The sequence below is a fragment of the Pseudomonas khavaziana genome (assembly GCF_019145205.1).
GTDB lineage: Bacteria > Pseudomonadota > Gammaproteobacteria > Pseudomonadales > Pseudomonadaceae > Aquipseudomonas > Aquipseudomonas khavaziana.
The window spans coordinates 25439-42518 of sequence record NZ_JAHSTT010000016.1 but is presented as its reverse complement, the minus strand read 5'-3'; the positions used below and the strand labels follow the sequence as shown (position 1 = coordinate 42518).

Sequence of the window (17080 nt, the reverse complement as noted above, 5' to 3'; positions counted from 1 at the left end):
ATTGTCCCGGCTTGAGGCGGACCTCTCTGGACAGTCCTTCCACCCCATCGGGGCGCCCGGCCCCAATAACCTGCTGTCGGTGAGCAACGCCACTAGCTACGGCTTTCGCACCTCCTGCCTGGCCGGTCTCGGCCGCTTGCTGGCCTTCACCGGCATGATCGCCCTCGCCGCTGCAGGGTTGGCGGTGGTGCTGCAGACGTCGGAATTGTTGTTCTACGCAATCAAGATTCTCGGCGCGGCGTATCTGCTTTACCTGGCCTATCAGCTATGGCGTGCGGACCCACAGGCACAGACGCAAACGGCCACCAACAAAGTCGGCTTATTGGCCTTGGCGCGACAGGAGTTCCTGGTGGCGGCGGGCAACCCCAAGGCTATCTTGATCTTCACCGCCTTCCTCCCCCAGTTCGTGGTGCCAGGCCAACCTATCACCACGCAATTCGCCCTGCTGGGCGCGATGTTCCTGGCGCTGGAATGGGTCGCCATCAGCGCCTACGCCTATATGGGCCTGCATATGCGCCGCTGGTTTGCCGAGCCACGTGGCAAGCGCCTCTTCAATCGTTGCTGTGCGGGGTTGTTGTCGGCGGCGGCGACGGTGTTGTTGACGGCGCGCAGGGCTTGAGCGCCAGCGTCAACCCACTGCAAATACAGGCGTCGGATAGAAACACAATCGAATTACCCCTTCATCCTGCTGCAACGCTGCAATCAAGCGGCTGGCTGAGGTGCGCAGCAGCAAACGCGATTAGATCGAAACGCAGCGCCCAACCGCCATCAACCAGACACCAGGCAAGGTCAGTACGAGTCCAATCCATCGCCGGCATGAAGTTGTAGCACACGATATCGATACCGCCATTCGCCAGATTGCCCACGCTTTGCTGGTAATTGGCATGTACCCGTCAAGTCAGGTCGCAGCCGCGTTTGAACTTCACTTCCGTGGGGCCTGAATCAAAAAATAGATCATGCGGATATGGAAATAAGAGCCTAGACATTGATAATATCAATTCGACATCATCTTAATACCCAACACGCGAAGACCAAAATGACAGCTGCTATTGAGACCGACCGCTTTAAAGCCAAAACCAAATCAAAAGAAACTTACATCGTCATTGAAAAAACCAAGGAAACTAAAGAGCCAAGAGGCCTTGGCGAGCAGACGGTTATCACCTCGCAAAAAACATATTTTTTAGATACGGGAGAAAAGGTCAACAAAGTTAATAACACAGACTTTATGATCATCAAAAAAGACCTCTTAATACGCAAGGTAGAGCCATTCTTCAGCAAGCCATTTATCGTTGACATTAAAACTCTTTTTGACGGTCTTAAAAACTTGGCGTTATGCCTTGCTATGCTCGTGGCGCTTCCAATAATGCAAGCAATGGCGGCGTTAACCTATGATCAGCGATTTTTTGTGGTGGCTTTTACCTGGGCCGCATTAGTGTTAATTATCATGCTCGCCGGATACAATTTTATATGGCTGTATAAAACAATGGAGGCAAAACCAAAATCTAAAGTTTTAGATAAGACTGCTTGGCTTGTGACCTTTTTAATTGTAGCGTTTATTTTCTTTTGTGCGATGGCTATCACATACCCGAAATTGGTACTCGCGACATCGGGTTCGAGTTCCGTTATTGACTCGATTAATGCAATACCCAACCAAGTTTCCACCCCTCTTTTGAATAATCTCTGTTCTAAATCCTGAGATATCGCCAAATGACCGCTTTTGGCCGGTTGCTGCGCTCAGTGACTTGCAGCAATCGGACAAGAGCAGCCCGCTGGCCCTGCAAGAGCTGTATTACCACGTTCTGCGAGGCGTGGTAGCGACCGCGTCGCCAGTTCGGGTGTCCACCTCATCAGCCGGATAAAACTCGCCCTTCTTCCCCATCTTTTCCAGCCGTTCCCGCGCGATCAACTCCACGCTGGCCACTGCGGCCTGATCGTCGGGGTTGACCAACTGCAAACACAGGCGTCGCACATTCTGATCGTGGGTGCCCTCGCTGAGCATTTCGTGGGTGAACACTTGTTCGCCACGCCATAGGCATAGCTGGGTATGCGTGCCGCCGAGCCATATCTCGTTGATGGATCCAAGGTCAGTGGTAGCCAGTTGATCCACGGTGATTGCCTTGTCCATTGCCCTGTACCTTACCCATGATTAGATACAGGTAGACTTCCAGGCACAGTCGCTCGTTCCCGGCGTGCGCGGTTCAACTGCGTCAATGGACGGTGACGTCAAGGGTTCAAGACTCAGGTGTCCGCAAGCAGCATGATATGGGTGGCGTGGGCATCATCTGTTCGCTTGAAACCACAGTGCGTATAAAACGCGTTCCCTTCAGGCGTATCAGTGAAAAGACGCACGATCTGAAACCTGAGCGCGGCACGTGCAACCAGCGCCTTTACTAGCGTCTGCCCCACATGTTGCCCCCTTGACGAAGCGGCGACGTATACCCGTCGCAGTCTAGCCGCATTATTTCCAGGATATGGATCAACTGACAGACCTCCAATACCTATCAGTTGCTGGTTCAAATAGGCCGCCATCAGGCACTCGCCGGGGGCATCAAAGCGGTTTGCTCCAGAGTGCCACTCGGTAACCAGACGGGTGAGGAACCTGAAACCTTCACCAACGGCCTCCTTTTCCAACGCCAGGATCTGTGGTGGAAGCTGCGCGATCTGTTGAATCTCAAATCGTTTCATAACACCCCTATCCTGGTATGAGCTCGTTTTAACGGGCAGGGTTCCAGCTACACCGGTTTATGCCTCACTCACCTGGACAATCGTCTTGCCAAAGTTACGTCCCTTGAGTTGGTCGATCAAAGCTTGCGGTGCGGTATGCAACCCATGGGTAATCTGTTCGCGATAACTCAATTTTCCATCGGCGATCCACTGGCCCGCTTCCTCAAGAAAGTCAGCTAGCTGCTCTTGCGCATATTCCGTCTGGATGAAACCACGCAGGGTCAGGCTCTTGCCCATAATCTGCGCCATCGTATTGGAGAGGCGATCGGTGTTTTCCTGGGCACCGGACGGTTTCTCGTATTGAGAAATAACCCCGCACACAGGTACGCGAGCGTAAGTATTCAAGAGCGGCAGCACGGCATCCCAGATTTTTCCGCCGACACTTTCAAAGTAGACGTCAATCCCGTCCGGGCAGGCTTTGGCCAGTTGCTCCGCGAAGTCTGGCGCGTTGTAATCGGCCACTGCATCGAAATGCAGCTCGTCCTTCACGTAAGAGAGCTTCTGCGCCCCGGTAGTGATGCCTACCGCTCGTGCACCACGCAGGCGGGCGATTTGTCCGACCATAGAGCCGACCGCGCCGCTGGCAGCCGCAACCACTACGGTTTCGCCCGGCTTGGGCTTGCCAATGTTACGCAAGCCCGCATAGGCAGTGAAACCAGTCATTCCAAGCACGCCCAGTGCGGTGGAAGGCGGCGCCAGGTCTGGATCAAGTCGACGCAGGTCGCTGCCGTCTGAAACGGCAAAGCGTTTCCATCCGGAAAAAGCCAATACCCAAGCACCCACTTGCCAATCTGGGTGATGGGACTCTCTCACACGGGACACCGTAGCACCGACGATGACCTGGTCGATCTCGATAGGATCGTTGTAGGACTTTTCAGCCCTCATCCACCAGCGCATATAGGGGTCAATCGAGAGGTAAATGGTTTCCAGCAGAACTTCGCGCTCGCCAGGTATCGGTACTGCTACATCCTCAAGACGAAGGTCGGATGGCTTCAAATCTCCATCTGGACGCGCCGCCAATACAACCTGCTGATTCGATAGTTTTGTCATGACATTCTCGCGCTTAGGTTGAGCAAATGATGCGGCAGGCAGCTGCTGTCGCACTCGCATACAAAATGTATGCGATTAATGTATTAACATACGTCCTGCATGTCAATGCATTCATGATCTAGTGAGGAGAGCCTGATGGCGCGACAAAAACGTGCAGATATGATTGCGTCAACGCGCAGCAAATTGATCGCGGCAGGCCGTAAAGCTTTTGCAGAGAAGGGCTACGCCGAAACTGCCATGGAGGATCTGACCGCGGATGCCGAACTGACACGCGGCGCGCTCTATCACCACTTCGGTGGCAAGAAAGGCCTGCTGGAAGCCGTGATTGCCCAGATAGACGAAGAATCCTCGGCGCGCCTACGTGCAGTCGTGGAAACAGCGGATACGCCGTGGGAAGGTTTCGTTGAGGAGTGCGTCGAGTGGATCAAGCTGGCGCTTGAACCGGAAATACAACGTATCGTGCTGCTGGATGGCCCTGCGGTTCTTGGCGATCCGGCGCGGGCCGCCAGCCAAAGCGCGTGCCTTGCCAGCACGATGCACAGCATTCAGGTGTTGATCGATCACAACGTCATCAAACCCGTGGATGCACAGGCGACTGCCTATCTGGTCAACGGCGCTGCGTTGAATGCGTCTTTGTGGATTGCCAGTGCGGCTGATCCACATTTGGCGTCGACGCAAGCGATCGCCAGCTTTCGTATTTTGCTATCGGGGCTGCTGCGATAGGGGAGTAAGCTTGCTCTCCTGGAGCCTGACAGCCGACCGCTATCTAACTGATCTTCTACGATCCAAATGTGGGAGGGGGCTTGCCCGCGAAGACGTCAGCCCAGCAAACATTGATGTTGGCTGACCCACCGCTATCGGGAGCAAGCCCCCTCCCACATTTGAAACGCGGCGCATTGGTTAAATACTGAAACCTGTCCGCCTGCAAAAATGGGCCTTGTGAAATGGAAGTCATCTCATGTTCGAACGCAACAAACTGGTGCCGGAGTTAATGGTCACCAACCTGCAGGGCAGCTTGGCTTTTTGGGTTTCTTGCCTGGGGTTCAAAGTAGCTTATCAACGTCCGGAAGATGGGTTTGCATACCTTGATTTGAATGGGGCTCAAGTGATGCTTGAGCAGATTGATCCGCAAGCGGGTCAATGGCTGACGGCGCCGTTAGCCAGGCCGTTTGGAAGAGGCATGAACCTACAGATTGATGTTGAAGCTGTCGCCCCCATCATCCAAAAACTTGATCAGGCTGGTGTTTCACTCTATCGAGAATGCAAAGACACTTGGTATCGGGCTGAAAATGTAGAAGTAGGCCAGCGAGAATTCATCGTCCAGGATGCCGACGGTTATCTCGTGAGGTTGGTAGAGCGGTTGGGCGAGCGTCCGCTGTTGGTCGAAAATGGTCTTAGTGAGCGTCAGCTATCGGCCCAGAGTGTGTAAAAACACCTTCGCGAACCCTTGCTATGATTTCTGAGGATTTCATCGCAGGGATCGCCCATGAAGCGCTTTATCCAAGGTGAACATCGAGGCCAAGGCACCTTACTTCCCGAGAGCCTCGACGACTACGTCAGCGATACCAATCCGGTGCGCGTAGTCGACGTTTTTGTCGACGAACTCAACCTGGTTTCCTTGGGTTTTGACGGTGCTATTCCGGCTGACACAGGCCGTCCCGCTTACCACCCCGCGATCCTGTTGAAGATATACATCTACGGCTATCTCAACCGCATCCAGTCGAGCCGACGCCTGGAGCGAGAAGCTCAACGAAACGTCGAGCTGATGTGGTTGACCGGGCGTTTGATGCCGGATTTCAAGACCATCGCCAACTTCCGAAAAGACAACAGCAAGGCCATTCGAGGCGTCTGTCGCCAGTTCGTTGTGCTCTGTCAGCAGTTGGGACTTTTCGGAGAAAATCTGGTCGCCATCGATGGCAGTAAATTCAAAGCAGTCAACAACCGCGACCGCAATTTCACCAGCGCCAAACTGAAGCGGCGAATGGAAGAAATTGAATCGAGCATCAACCGTTACCTGACAGCACTCGATGCTGCCGATCGGCAAGAGCCAACAGCCTCCGAGCCCAGCGCCGTGCGGCTGGAGGAGAAAATTGCCAAGCTGAAGACGCAAATGAAAGAGCTTAAAGCGATCGAAATCCGGCTCAACGAATCGCCGGATAAACAGGTCTCACTGACCGATCCAGACGCCCGCTCCATGATGACGCGCGGCGCGGGAATTGTCGGCTACAACGTGCAAACAGCGGTCGACACCCAGAACCATTTGATCGTTGCTCATGAGGTCACCAACTTCGGTTCCGACCGAGATCAACTCAGCTCGATGGCGAAGCAGGCTCGCGATGCCATGGCGTCCGAAACGCTGGCGGTGGTAGCTGACCGAGGTTACTTCAAGAGTGAAGAAATCCTTGCCTGTCACGACGCGGACATCACTGCCTACGTGCCAAAGCCGATGACTTCAAGCGCCAAGGCAGATGGTCGATTCAACAAAGATGCGTTCGTTTATGACGCGACGAAAAACGAATACATCTGCCCGGCTGGAGAGGCGCTGCCTTGGCGCTTCTCCAGTATTGAGAAAGGCATGAATATGCACTGTTATTGGAGTTCGAAATGCCAGGGTTGCACGCTGAAAACGCAGTGCACGCCGAGCAAAAATCGTCGAGTAAGGCGCTGGGAACATGAAACGGTGCTCGAGGAAATGCAGCGTCGGTTGAATGATGCGCCGGACATGATGCGAATCCGAAAAAGGACAGTTGAGCATCCCTTCGGGACGCTCAAACAATGGATGGGCTCAACGCATTTCCTGACGCGCAAGCTGGTTGGGGTAAGCGCTGAGATGAGTCTGAATGTACTCGCCTACAACATGAAGCGAGTTATGAGCATTATTGGTACAGCAAGCTTGCTGAAGGCGATGGCGGTGTAAAGTCTCGGTTTTCTCTGCCCCAGAAGGCGCTCAACCGCTACATAACCGCTTTGGAAGGTCATTAATGCTTATCACGGAAAACGCTTGGACAATTGCATCGCCCAGGAACGCCTGAATGACGCATTCGATATACGAAAGCGTTTTTACACACTCTGGGCCAAGAGCAGTCGTTCAGGACAGTGCAACGGCTGACCTTGCGTGCGCGAAGAGGAATGGTTGAGGTATCTTGTCAAGCTTGCGATCCGCTTAAGACTCCAAGGAAGCCAATGTTCAGTTCACTCGTTTCAAATGGTCAGCTACAAGCGGCTGATCGCTCAGAACTGATGGTCCCATGGTGGAGTTTCACGAAAACGGTCTTGGCTGCTACGGCCCTATCGTTGGTGCGTGACGGGCTGGTCGGATTGGACGACCCCGTTCTTGATCAGCCTTTTACGCTACGCCAGTTACTGCGGCATGAGGCCGGTCTGGCTGATTACGCAGAACTTGCGGAGTATCACTGCGCCGTTGAAAACAGTGAGCCCGCCTGGCCGGCCGATGAAATGATGCAACGCCTTGACGGTGCTCGACTCCGATACAGTCCCGGACAAGGTTGGCGTTACTCGAATGTTGGCTACCTGCTTGTCGGCAGGCTAATCGAACGGCTGACTGATCTGAAACTTGATGAAGCGGTAATTCAACGCACACTTTCTCCGCTGGGCTTATCGAGCGTTCGCTTTGCAAAAACGCCAGCAGATTTGCAAACGACCCACCTTGGAAGCGCATCAAATTATGATCCCGCCTGGGTTTACCACGGCTTGTTGATCGGCCACATTTCGCAAGCAGCGTTATTTCTGGATCGACTCTTTTGTGCAGACCTACTCTCCACGGACTTGCTTGAGGAAATGCAGAGCGCACGAACATTGGGCGGCCCGATTCCCGGGCGCCCATGGATCACGCCGGGATATGGCCTTGGCATGATGCAGGGAACGATTGAAGGCGGATATTCCCTATGCGGGCACACAGGCTGCGGGCCGGACAATGTCATTGCTGTCTACCGTATCTGCGACGGTAACGCATCGGCTTGTTGCGCTGCTTTTGAGGCGGGCGCCAGCGAAGGTGCCGTCGAAGCCATTGTTGTTGGACAGCTGATGCAAGTTCTGCGGCAGAGGGGCTGAGAACGTCGAAGTCCTATTGGCGTTGGACTCCTGATTCGCCAGATGACCATTTTGGGTCGATTGTAGCTGGTCGCGAAAGGCAGGAGCCGGCCCATAGCTGCCCTTCGTGGAGTGCGGTTTTCGACCCAGGTTGAGTGATCACTGTGCTGGGTTGACTCGCAGCGCACTGTGCAGGCCAGTGCTACCCATCCGTGGTAAATAAAAAGGCCTTGGCGAAATAATTAGGGAGCAGCATCGCCAAGGCCAAAAACAATTACTTCGCCATCGGCTCGATCAGTTTGGAAACCACCGGCGCCTGCCACCGCTCCAGAGCATCAATCAGGGCACCGGGGTGCTCGTTGAACATCAGCATCTGGCTGTGTTCGACCTTCATGAAGCCTTCCTTCACCGCATGATCGAACAGGCTGCGCACCGGGTTGAAGAACCCTGCCGTATTAAGGCACGCCACGCCCTTGTGGTGTTCGCCTATCTGGGTCAGCGTGGCCGCTTCAAACAATTCTTCCAGTGTTCCCAGCCCGCCGGGCAAGGCAATGAAAGCGTCGGCGTAGTCACTCATTCGGGTCTTGCGGCTGCGCATGTCCTGGGTCACTTCATGTTGGGTGAGTCCGGCGTGGGAATGACCGCGCTCATGCAGCAACAGGGTGATGATGCCGACGACTTCACCACCTTCAGCCAATGCGGCATCCGCCACCACCCCCATCAAGCCTTTCTGGGTGCCGCCGTAGACCAGGCGAATGCCGCGCCGGGCGATTTCCCGGCCCAGGGCCTGAGCGCCCTGCGCATACTCCGGGTTGAAGCCGAAATTGGTACCGCAGAAAACCGCAACGCTGTGCAGGAGAGTGGGCATGAAGACTCCAGGCTGGTGAGAACAAGCCGTGCAGCCTAGCGGCCCCGACCATAGGGCGAAAGAGCCAAGAACTAGCTTGCGGATCAGGCCATGAGCGCATCCAAGATGCGTTTTCCAAAGACCTCGGCGACAGCCTCCGACTCGATATTGGCAAAGCCGAGCAGCAGGCCGGGGCCAGTCTGGCCTTCAATATTCCAGTCGTTCAAGGCTTCTGCATAAATGCCGGCCTGTGCCAGGCGTTCCATGCACAGGCGGTCTGACTGTTGAGCGTTCAGGCGCAGGATCAAGTGCATCCCGCCCGGTTGGGTATCAATCGAAATATGCTCACCCAATGCTTTGCGCAGCCCCCTGGCAGTGGCTTCCCGACGTTCACCGTAGAGTTTTCGCATCCGCTGGATATGCCGCGCAAAATGCCCCTCAGTCATAAACGTCGCGACGATCGCCTGGGTCAGTTCCGGGCAACCGCCTAGGAAGGTCTGGCTCACGTGTTCGAAGCGTTCCACTTGAGCCGCAGGCACCACCAGATAGGCGAGGCGGATTCCGGGAAACAACACCTTGCTGAAGGTCCCGGCATAGAGCACCCGGCCGTCGCGATCCAGACTCTTGAGGGCCGGCAATGGCCGGCTGACATAACGGTATTCTCCGTCGTAGTCGTCCTCGATGATCCAGGCTTGCTGACGGCTGGCCCAATCCAGCAGCTCCAGGCGCCTAGGCAAGGACAGCGAAACACACAGCGGGCTTTGATGGGCCGGCGTGACCACCACAGCGCGGGCACCTTTACCCTTTTGTACGGCGTGGGATACCAGCATGCCGTCCTGGTCTACGGGTATCGGTATGGCGTTGATATTCAGGTAATCCAGCAACGGCCGAGTGAACAGGTAGCCCGGGTCTTCCACTAGCACCCGATCGCCCGGTTCCAGCAGTGCGTGGGCGATCAGCCCCAGCGAGTTGCGGTAGCCCGAGGTGACGAAGACTTGTGCAGGCGAGCAGTGGATACCCCGGGCAACCTGCAAGTAGCTGGCAATCGCCGTGCGCACGCTTCCGGTGGGCAGCGCCTACGCTGTCTGGACCGGAATCGGCGCCGCCGGTACCGCTATCATTGGCATGGCGCTGCTGGGGGACTCCACCGCGCCGTTACGGATTCTGTGCATTATGCTGATACTGGCAGGCGTGATCGGTCTCAAGCTGGTTACGGCAAATTAGTGCCGAGTCGATAGTGAGCAGGTATTTATTAGATTCGATAAATACTGGGCCAGCCGCTGAATAAACTGCGGGGCACTGTGTGACGTACAACATCCGACCTGCCAGCGTTGCCGTTGCCCTTCAGCAAGAGCAGCTTTTGCCCAGAAGCGAATCCGCCATCTACGTCCGCTATTGGCCGATTCTGTCGCCAACGTCAGCAGTGGGTCGACTGCTGCTCTTGTTGACAGGCAGCAATCGACCCAGAGTGTGTAAAAACGCTTTCGTATATCGAATGCGTCATTCAGGCGTTCCTGGGCGATGCAATTGTCCAAGCGTTTTCCGTGATAAGCATTAATGACCTTCCAAAGCGGTTATGTAGCGGTTGAGCGCCTTCTGGGGCAGAGAAAACCGAGACTTTACACCGCCATCGCCTTCAGCAAGCTTGCTGTACCAATAATGCTCATAACTCGCTTCATGTTGTAGGCGAGTACATTCAGACTCATCTCAGCGCTTACCCCAACCAGCTTGCGCGTCAGGAAATGCGTTGAGCCCATCCATTGTTTGAGCGTCCCGAAGGGATGCTCAACTGTCCTTTTTCGGATTCGCATCATGTCCGGCGCATCATTCAACCGACGCTGCATTTCCTCGAGCACCGTTTCATGTTCCCAGCGCCTTACTCGACGATTTTTGCTCGGCGTGCACTGCGTTTTCAGCGTGCAACCCTGGCATTTCGAACTCCAATAACAGTGCATATTCATGCCTTTCTCAATACTGGAGAAGCGCCAAGGCAGCGCCTCTCCAGCCGGGCAGATGTATTCGTTTTTCGTCGCGTCATAAACGAACGCATCTTTGTTGAATCGACCATCTGCCTTGGCGCTTGAAGTCATCGGCTTTGGCACGTAGGCAGTGATGTCCGCGTCGTGACAGGCAAGGATTTCTTCACTCTTGAAGTAACCTCGGTCAGCTACCACCGCCAGCGTTTCGGACGCCATGGCATCGCGAGCCTGCTTCGCCATCGAGCTGAGTTGATCTCGGTCGGAACCGAAGTTGGTGACCTCATGAGCAACGATCAAATGGTTCTGGGTGTCGACCGCTGTTTGCACGTTGTAGCCGACAATTCCCGCGCCGCGCGTCATCATGGAGCGGGCGTCTGGATCGGTCAGTGAGACCTGTTTATCCGGCGATTCGTTGAGCCGGATTTCGATCGCTTTAAGCTCTTTCATTTGCGTCTTCAGCTTGGCAATTTTCTCCTCCAGCCGCACGGCGCTGGGCTCGGAGGCTGTTGGCTCTTGCCGATCGGCAGCATCGAGTGCTGTCAGGTAACGGTTGATGCTCGATTCAATTTCTTCCATTCGCCGCTTCAGTTTGGCGCTGGTGAAATTGCGGTCGCGGTTGTTGACTGCTTTGAATTTACTGCCATCGATGGCGACCAGATTTTCTCCGAAAAGTCCCAACTGCTGACAGAGCACAACGAACTGGCGACAGACGCCTCGAATGGCCTTGCTGTTGTCTTTTCGGAAGTTGGCGATGGTCTTGAAATCCGGCATCAAACGCCCGGTCAACCACATCAGCTCGACGTTTCGTTGAGCTTCTCGCTCCAGGCGTCGGCTCGACTGGATGCGGTTGAGATAGCCGTAGATGTATATCTTCAACAGGATCGCGGGGTGGTAAGCGGGACGGCCTGTGTCAGCCGGAATAGCACCGTCAAAACCCAAGGAAACCAGGTTGAGTTCGTCGACAAAAACGTCGACTACGCGCACCGGATTGGTATCGCTGACGTAGTCGTCGAGGCTCTCGGGAAGTAAGGTGCCTTGGCCTCGATGTTCACCTTGGATAAAGCGCTTCATGGGCGATCCCTGCGATGAAATCCTCAGAAATCATAGCAAGGGTTCGCGAAGGTGTTTTTACACACTCTGGACCAGAAACGGACATCCCAGTCCACATACCGCCAGCGTCACACTTCCTGCATTGGAGAGTCGCCACTGACTGGGTGAAACCTTCCCCACTGCCGAAAAGCCCGGTAATAAGAATTGACGTCCTCGTAACCGAGCAGATAAGCCAGCTCTTTGAGTTCAGGATCGTCGCAGGCAGCTTTCGCTACGAAGAGGCATGATGGCCAAAAAGATGCGATACGTTTACTCATAAACTCAGTGAGGCTTAGTAATGTCGACCAACCTACCCGACTTCACCACACGCTTGCTGATCGACGCGGGAATCGCAAAAGGGATGCGAATCCTGGACGTAGGCTGCGGCTCGGGTGACGTTTCATTTCTGTTGTGTGATCTGGTGGAGAATGACGCAGAGATCATCGGAATCGATCGTGACGCCGCAGCCATCGCCAGTGCACGCCAGCGCAACGCATCACGAAACCACCCTTCGCTGAAATTTCTGCAGTGTGATGTTTCAGAACTGCAGGACTTTCTCGGCACTTTTGACGCAATCGTTGGGCGGCGTGTCCTGATGTATCAGAAGGACGCGGTGGCAACGATTCGTGCGCTGTCGAAGTACTTGCGCCGCACTGGCATCATGGTCTTTCAAGAGCACGATACGACGATGGTGCCCACAAGCCTGGATCCCTTCCCTTTGCATAAAAGGGCGCAATCCTGGATACAGGAAATGATCGCTCGCGAAGGCGCCGATCTACATATCGGTTTTAATCTGCACGGCATTTTTACACAGGCAGGCTTGAGCGTTGAAAGCGTGCGGGCTGAATGCCTGATACAAACACCTGATACACCCTACAGCCTTGGCGCCATCGTTCGAGCGTGCTTACCGCGGATCACCGCATTAGGGGTGGCCAGTGTAGAAGAGGTCGACATTGAAACGCTGCAAGAGCGGTTGGATCAGGAGCGTTCAGCCTCTTCAGGCATCTACATCGGCGATGTGATGTTCGGAAGCTGGGCGCGCAAAGTTTGACTCTTTCAAATGTCGATGCTGCCCCAGCGCTTTACCAATGTCCGCTCCAGGAGAAGCTTTGTGGGCCGTCACCGTGTATTAACTAACGTGTTTTCAAAATACCTCTTCTTCAACCCTCAATCTCCCCCTTGCGAATCGCAATCCTGACGGCCTGCGCGGTCGTCGCCACCCCAAGACGCCGGCGCGCCGAGCGCAAGTGATTCTCCACGGTGCGCTCTGATAAACCGAGGGTTGCCGCGATATCGGCCTGGCGCCGGCCGGCAGCCGTCCACGCCAGCACTTCCCGCTCACGCTGGGAAAGCTTGCCTACCCATTCAGCCACCGGCGGCTCAAGCAGCCTGTGTGCGCAGAAAAAAGCCGCCGTGGCGACCATGCTCAACCCCAGGCGTACTCTAGCCGAGCCGTCCACCCGCTCGCCGCCCAGGCTCATGGCACCCTCAAGCCCTTGCGGACCGAACACCGGCACCTGCAGTCCTTGCACACCAGGGCCGCTTGGTGCACGAACCACGTGGTAGCGCTCCCCGCCTTTGTCCTGCACCTTGATCCAGAAGAAGGCTTCGCGATTATCCAGCACATGGCGCGTGATCGGGCAGCGACGCACATAGGTCTGGGCATCCACACCCTGGCCACTACCGAACCAATCGCCCTCTACCCAATAGATACGCTCCACCACTTCTTCACTCGCTGACGAGGCGGAAAACAGCACGAACCGATCATAGCCGTAGGCCTCGGCGAAACCACGCACCGCCTGCTGGATAGCCTCCAGCGTCTGCGCCGCCTCGATAGCGAAAACGGCGCGCATCGCCCTCTCGGCAGTGGCCTCAGTCACCCCGCCGCGACCGCTTTGAGCAATGCATCCGCAGCCAGCTTGCCGAGATTATTGCCTGCCAACGGGCTGTCGCCGGTCAACAACTTGCGATCCTGCAGGGTCGCCCCGGTAATGTCCTGATTGACGATCTCAACCCCCAGCGCTTGCAGTTGCTCGCCGAATTTCCAGGTCAGATGGCCCGGCATATAACCGATATCAGGCGTCTTGGCATCGAGCGCATCGGGAAAGGCGCAGATCCTGTAACCGCTGAACAGATAGGAGTCCCTGGACTCGCCCACACCCGCCGCGAGCAGCGCGGCCGGGCCATGACACAGCGAAATCACGAACTTGTTCTTCGCGACCATCCACTCCAGTACCGCCTTCACCTCGGCACTCTGCGGCAAGCCGATCAACGCTCCGTGCCCACCGGGGATAAACACGCCAATATAGTCCGAGTCCTCACCCAGCGCATTCTCGATCACCTCGGCCAGCTTGAGCGGGCGCTTGAACTGCTCGCGGTATTTGGCATAAAAGCCCTGCACTTCCACATCTTCGGAAGGCATGGCCCAAAACTCGAACTTCACCGGGTTGCCCGACAGCGTCGCGATATCGAACGTGAAGCCGGCTTTATCCAGGTGATACATGGGCAGCAGGGTTTCCACCGGGTGATTGCCGGTGGAGAACATCGTGCCGTTGTCGGTCAGCAGGTAACGCTCATCAGCACCGATCACCAGGACCTTCCAGCGCCCGCCCTTGTAGGGGTTGGGGTAGTCAGCGCCACTGAGGTCGGATTTGGGTGAGGTGAATTGGCTGAGGGAATAGGGAGAGGGGAAAAATGCGTTGTTTTCTGCAGGATCCGGGGTGGGTTGCTTGTCGTCATGTTGTTGGATCGTCATGAGCTTTCCCTCTGAACTGGCTGGGTGTCGAGGCTCATGCTAGTGGGGTGATGGAGGTGCTGCAATGAGGGATTTCCCTCTAATAGACGAAGCATTGCTGAGTCGCTCTGCTGGAAGAGCAAAAAGGCAAGAACTCATATAATGAAAGTAAAATTTATTTACCCGCTTTCCCGCTCCTTTAGAATTTATTGAAATTATGTATACTTCAAACACACATAACCAACTGTTAACTTTCACAGTAGACGGGTTCAGCATGAAAATCACAATATCATTAAACCGTGGAGAACCATCTCATCAAGAGGAATGAAAATGAACGCGTTCGAAATTAACGACGATAACTTCGACAGTACTGTGCTTCCTTCACAGGTCCCTATCCTGATTTTTTTACAGCCCCGTGGTGCGGCCCTTGCCGAACGGTAGGCCCAGCCATCAAGGAACTCGCACAGGCCTCTGATGGTAGCTATTCAGTTGGCATTGTAGATGTTGATGAATCTCAAACAACAGCATCGCGATGTGGCGTACGAACTGTGCCTACAGTAGTAATTTTCAAGCACGGAGAAGTGGTGGGCAAAATAGTGGGCGCTAATCCTAAGAGTGCTTATGAAAACGCTATTAATGCAATAAGAAACTAAAATAGACGAACCTGAACAGCACTTACGTGACCGTTAACCAATTACTGAAACCGAAGAAGGTTAAGTAAGTGCCACTCATATTCTCTGTTTATTCCTAACCTGTGTCACCCCTTGGTCAAATCAACCAACGGCGCCTGCCGCACCTCAGTCTCCCGCCCGGCCTGAATCTCGCTCACCTGCTTCAAGGCCTTGTCTACCGCCACCTTATCCGCCAACAAGCTGTAGCTGATGCGGAACTGTTTGTGTTCCTTCGGCCCAATGGTAGGCACCAGGTTCAGTGGCCGCTGATACCGGCGGTTGTAGGAAAAACTTGTGCCCGGCTCCAGCCCTGTGACATAGCCCTGGCCTTGGGTATCGGTGTTTTTCCACAGGGAAAACACCGGCAGTGTCTGCGTATTGAAGCCCACCGAAACGCCCAGACTGCCGGCCTTGTTATGCAACACCGTCAACGTATCGCCCTTGGCATCGGCATACGGCACTACGTTGTAAACGGTTTCGTCGTAGTCCTTGGTGGGTGCGCGGTAGGTTTGCCAGTCGGCCAGTTCGCCCTTGGCCTTGTCGTTGAACGGCGACACCTGTTTCACCGGCGCGGCGAAACGAGCGCCCTGCTCCAGGAACGGCGTGCTGAAGTTACTGTGATACAGCGCCTGGTATTCCTTCGGGTAGTCGCCGTTGTTGGTCAGGGTGTCGTTGAGGGCGAACACCACGCTGCCAGCCTCGGTGACCAGTTCGGTCGCGACGGAGAAGTCGACCTTCTTGAACGCCTGCTCCTTCAGTTCGCCACGCAGGGTGATGGCGTACGGTGGTTTTTCATCGATGTGCAGGGTGACTTTGTTCGCCGGAATGTTGGCGGCCCGACCGTGCAGGGTCAGCAGTTCGCCGTTGTCGATGCCGGGGTGGCCGACCCATTCGTATCCGCAGCGGGTGACCAACTCATTGAAACCTTCCAACCAGCCCAGGCCGCCACGACCATTGAGTTCGATGAAGGACGGATTGACCACCTCCTTGACCGGCGAATCCCAACCCATGCGCACATCGCCCACCGAGGCCTGCAACACGTTCATCCCGCGAGTCGGCACCACCGAGAGTTTCATCGTGCCGTTATCGATATCGACAATGCTGACGCCCTCCTGCCGACCGCCGTGCAAGGTGCGCAGAGTGACGCTGAAGGGTTTGTCGGCTTGTATGCCGAGCTGCTGGCTGGTGACCTGCCAGTTCTGGGCAGCTTTGTCGGTGTCGAGCAGGACGTAATCCCAGGCCATGGCGTGGGAGGCAGCGGACAGTGTGCTGAGGGCGATGAGGAGTTTGAGCGGGGTCATGGCGGTAGCCTTTCTTGGAGTTGTAGCGGTTTTATAAACTCGATGAAACGTTTCAGCAAGCTTAAAAAGCTAAACACCGCAGGTATCCACCAACATAGCGCTGAGAGAGATTGGAGGATTGAGTAGGTGCTATCGCGAGCAGATTTGACCGAAAAAGGGGGTTGAGCGGCATGGGCTTCAACATATCCGGCCGGAGTGGTTTGAACCATTTGCTAGCTAGAGGTAATCGCAAATAGTTTTTTGCACAAATAGGCATCCTCCCTTGGAATGAAATCTTCAGGTTTTTCATTGCAGGAAAATGCTTCGAAAAGGTGGTTGATAATTTTCTTCGCCTGGTCCGTAGAAAGGATACGCGTGTCTATCAGGTCAAGAAGAGCCTCGGCTATCTCGTTTAAACTAATGCAGTATTCTTCAGCAGCAATCCTAAGCAGTGCTCGCATTTCCCAATATTTACCATCTGAACTTACGTTATTTATCAGAAACTTAAGTGGTTCTTCCAAAATTTCAAAAGGATAAATCTTTTGATACCTGTCGCAGTACTCTATAAGATCCCGCTTAACTTTCACGCCATCAGATTCTTGAAAGCCAGCCTCTAACAGCGCATTAATTTTCGTATTAGATATCCAGTTTTTCAT

At 54.8% G+C, this 17080-nt stretch carries 17 protein-coding genes and 3 pseudogenes; 9 read left to right on the top strand and 11 right to left on the bottom strand.

The genetic code is table 11. From position 1 onward, the window contains the following. Position 1: 1 nt before the first annotated feature. On the top strand, positions 2-619 hold the full coding sequence (locus KVH01_RS26115; protein ID WP_217883409.1) for a LysE family translocator: 618 nt from the start codon (positions 2-4) through the stop codon (positions 617-619). A 97-nt stretch (positions 620-716) separates the two neighbouring features. On the opposite strand, the pseudogene KVH01_RS26110 reads toward KVH01_RS26115, so the two are convergent. Continuing rightward, positions 717-884: pseudogene (locus KVH01_RS26110) on the bottom strand (mannonate dehydratase); the annotation flags it as partial. 152 nt (positions 885-1036) lie between these two features. Between KVH01_RS26110 and KVH01_RS26105 the strand changes: the two are divergent. After that, on the top strand, positions 1037-1696 hold the full coding sequence (locus KVH01_RS26105) for a hypothetical protein (protein WP_217883408.1): 660 nt from the start codon (positions 1037-1039) through the stop codon (positions 1694-1696). A gap of 93 nt (positions 1697-1789) precedes the next feature. On the opposite strand, the gene KVH01_RS26100 is transcribed toward KVH01_RS26105, so the two are convergent. From KVH01_RS26100 to KVH01_RS26090, 3 genes are all read right to left on the bottom strand, one after another. Next, the gene (locus KVH01_RS26100; RefSeq protein ID WP_217883407.1) at positions 1790-2125 is read right to left on the bottom strand and encodes a hypothetical protein; all 336 of its coding nucleotides are present in this window, start codon (positions 2123-2125) and stop codon (positions 1790-1792) included. A gap of 113 nt (positions 2126-2238) precedes the next feature. After that, positions 2239-2685, bottom strand: a complete 447-nt coding sequence (locus tag KVH01_RS26095) for a GNAT family N-acetyltransferase (protein WP_217883406.1) — start codon at positions 2683-2685, stop codon at positions 2239-2241. Positions 2686-2742: 57 nt separating this feature from the next. After that, complete coding sequence (locus tag KVH01_RS26090) at positions 2743-3774, bottom strand: NADP-dependent oxidoreductase (RefSeq protein ID WP_217883405.1); 1032 nt, start codon at positions 3772-3774, stop codon at positions 2743-2745. A gap of 135 nt (positions 3775-3909) precedes the next feature. On the opposite strand from KVH01_RS26090, the gene KVH01_RS26085 reads away from it, so the two are divergent. The 4 genes from KVH01_RS26085 to KVH01_RS26070 all read left to right on the top strand — a co-directional run bounded on the left by KVH01_RS26085 (position 3910) and on the right by KVH01_RS26070 (position 7845). Further along, positions 3910-4497, top strand: coding sequence for a TetR/AcrR family transcriptional regulator (locus KVH01_RS26085; protein ID WP_217883404.1), 588 nt, complete (start codon positions 3910-3912; stop codon positions 4495-4497). 235 nt (positions 4498-4732) lie between these two features. Next, the gene (locus tag KVH01_RS26080; protein ID WP_217883403.1) at positions 4733-5203 is read left to right on the top strand and encodes a bleomycin resistance protein; all 471 of its coding nucleotides are present in this window, start codon (positions 4733-4735) and stop codon (positions 5201-5203) included. Positions 5204-5260: 57 nt separating this feature from the next. Next, a complete protein-coding gene (locus KVH01_RS26075) occupies positions 5261-6691 on the top strand; it encodes an IS1182 family transposase (protein ID WP_217881616.1) in 1431 nt (476 codons plus the stop codon). Between the two features lie 266 nt (positions 6692-6957). Next, entirely contained in the window at positions 6958-7845 is an 888-nt protein-coding gene (locus KVH01_RS26070) for a serine hydrolase domain-containing protein (protein WP_217883402.1), read from the top strand. Between the two features lie 253 nt (positions 7846-8098). Here the strand turns inward: KVH01_RS26070 and KVH01_RS26065 are convergent, their stop codons facing one another. After that, the gene (locus KVH01_RS26065) at positions 8099-8692 is read right to left on the bottom strand and encodes an LOG family protein (RefSeq protein ID WP_217883401.1); all 594 of its coding nucleotides are present in this window, start codon (positions 8690-8692) and stop codon (positions 8099-8101) included. 83 nt (positions 8693-8775) lie between these two features. Then, positions 8776-9732, bottom strand: a pseudogene (pdxR, locus tag KVH01_RS26060) (MocR-like pyridoxine biosynthesis transcription factor PdxR); the annotation flags it as partial. Here pdxR and KVH01_RS26055 point away from each other — a divergent pair. Further along, complete coding sequence (locus KVH01_RS26055) at positions 9722-9895, top strand: DMT family transporter (protein ID WP_318836588.1); 174 nt, start codon at positions 9722-9724, stop codon at positions 9893-9895. The pseudogene pdxR and the gene KVH01_RS26055 overlap by 11 nt on opposite strands. A gap of 395 nt (positions 9896-10290) precedes the next feature. Here KVH01_RS26055 and KVH01_RS26050 read toward each other — a convergent pair whose 3' ends face one another. Beyond that, positions 10291-11721, bottom strand: a complete 1431-nt coding sequence (locus tag KVH01_RS26050; RefSeq protein ID WP_217881616.1) for an IS1182 family transposase — start codon at positions 11719-11721, stop codon at positions 10291-10293. A gap of 316 nt (positions 11722-12037) precedes the next feature. On the opposite strand from KVH01_RS26050, the gene KVH01_RS26045 reads away from it, so the two are divergent. Then, a complete protein-coding gene (locus tag KVH01_RS26045; protein ID WP_217883400.1) occupies positions 12038-12790 on the top strand; it encodes a class I SAM-dependent methyltransferase in 753 nt (250 codons plus the stop codon). 109 nt (positions 12791-12899) lie between these two features. Here KVH01_RS26045 and KVH01_RS26040 read toward each other — a convergent pair whose 3' ends face one another. Next, the gene (locus KVH01_RS26040) at positions 12900-13592 is read right to left on the bottom strand and encodes a PA1136 family autoinducer-binding transcriptional regulator (RefSeq protein ID WP_225924374.1); all 693 of its coding nucleotides are present in this window, start codon (positions 13590-13592) and stop codon (positions 12900-12902) included. Between the two features lie 23 nt (positions 13593-13615). Then, positions 13616-14494 carry a glyoxalase III HchA gene (gene hchA / locus KVH01_RS26035; protein WP_217883398.1) on the bottom strand — a complete coding sequence of 293 codons (879 nt, stop codon included), beginning with the start codon at positions 14492-14494 and terminating at the stop codon, positions 13616-13618. 395 nt (positions 14495-14889) lie between these two features. Between hchA and KVH01_RS30715 the strand changes: the two are divergent. After that, a pseudogene (locus KVH01_RS30715) lies at positions 14890-15126 on the top strand (thioredoxin family protein); the annotation flags it as partial. 104 nt (positions 15127-15230) lie between these two features. On the opposite strand, the gene KVH01_RS26025 reads toward KVH01_RS30715, so the two are convergent. Further along, positions 15231-16445: an aldose 1-epimerase family protein gene (locus KVH01_RS26025; RefSeq protein ID WP_217883396.1), complete on the bottom strand. Its 1215-nt coding sequence runs from the start codon at positions 16443-16445 to the stop codon at positions 15231-15233. A gap of 212 nt (positions 16446-16657) precedes the next feature. Next, complete coding sequence (locus KVH01_RS26020) at positions 16658-17080, bottom strand: hypothetical protein (RefSeq protein WP_217883395.1); 423 nt, start codon at positions 17078-17080, stop codon at positions 16658-16660.

What these genes read in the sequence shown, in the direction of transcription:
- hchA (WP_217883398.1), bottom strand. Translation starts at nt 14,494, where the DNA reads ATGACGATCCAACAACATGACGACAAGCAACCCACCCCGGATCCTGCA.
- KVH01_RS26100 (WP_217883407.1), bottom strand. Translation starts at nt 2,125, where the DNA reads ATGGACAAGGCAATCACCGTGGATCAACTGGCTACCACTGACCTTGGA.
- KVH01_RS26065 (WP_217883401.1), bottom strand. Translation starts at nt 8,692, where the DNA reads ATGCCCACTCTCCTGCACAGCGTTGCGGTTTTCTGCGGTACCAATTTC.
- KVH01_RS26085 (WP_217883404.1), top strand. Translation starts at nt 3,910, where the DNA reads ATGGCGCGACAAAAACGTGCAGATATGATTGCGTCAACGCGCAGCAAA.
- KVH01_RS26020 (WP_217883395.1), bottom strand. Translation starts at nt 17,080, where the DNA reads ATGAAAAACTGGATATCTAATACGAAAATTAATGCGCTGTTAGAGGCT.
- KVH01_RS26045 (WP_217883400.1), top strand. Translation starts at nt 12,038, where the DNA reads ATGTCGACCAACCTACCCGACTTCACCACACGCTTGCTGATCGACGCG.
- KVH01_RS26040 (WP_225924374.1), bottom strand. Translation starts at nt 13,592, where the DNA reads ATGCGCGCCGTTTTCGCTATCGAGGCGGCGCAGACGCTGGAGGCTATC.
- KVH01_RS26050 (WP_217881616.1), bottom strand. Translation starts at nt 11,721, where the DNA reads ATGAAGCGCTTTATCCAAGGTGAACATCGAGGCCAAGGCACCTTACTT.
- KVH01_RS26095 (WP_217883406.1), bottom strand. Translation starts at nt 2,685, where the DNA reads ATGAAACGATTTGAGATTCAACAGATCGCGCAGCTTCCACCACAGATC.
- KVH01_RS26105 (WP_217883408.1), top strand. Translation starts at nt 1,037, where the DNA reads ATGACAGCTGCTATTGAGACCGACCGCTTTAAAGCCAAAACCAAATCA.
- KVH01_RS26075 (WP_217881616.1), top strand. Translation starts at nt 5,261, where the DNA reads ATGAAGCGCTTTATCCAAGGTGAACATCGAGGCCAAGGCACCTTACTT.
- KVH01_RS26025 (WP_217883396.1), bottom strand. Translation starts at nt 16,445, where the DNA reads ATGACCCCGCTCAAACTCCTCATCGCCCTCAGCACACTGTCCGCTGCC.
- KVH01_RS26080 (WP_217883403.1), top strand. Translation starts at nt 4,733, where the DNA reads ATGTTCGAACGCAACAAACTGGTGCCGGAGTTAATGGTCACCAACCTG.
- KVH01_RS26070 (WP_217883402.1), top strand. Translation starts at nt 6,958, where the DNA reads ATGTTCAGTTCACTCGTTTCAAATGGTCAGCTACAAGCGGCTGATCGC.
- KVH01_RS26090 (WP_217883405.1), bottom strand. Translation starts at nt 3,774, where the DNA reads ATGACAAAACTATCGAATCAGCAGGTTGTATTGGCGGCGCGTCCAGAT.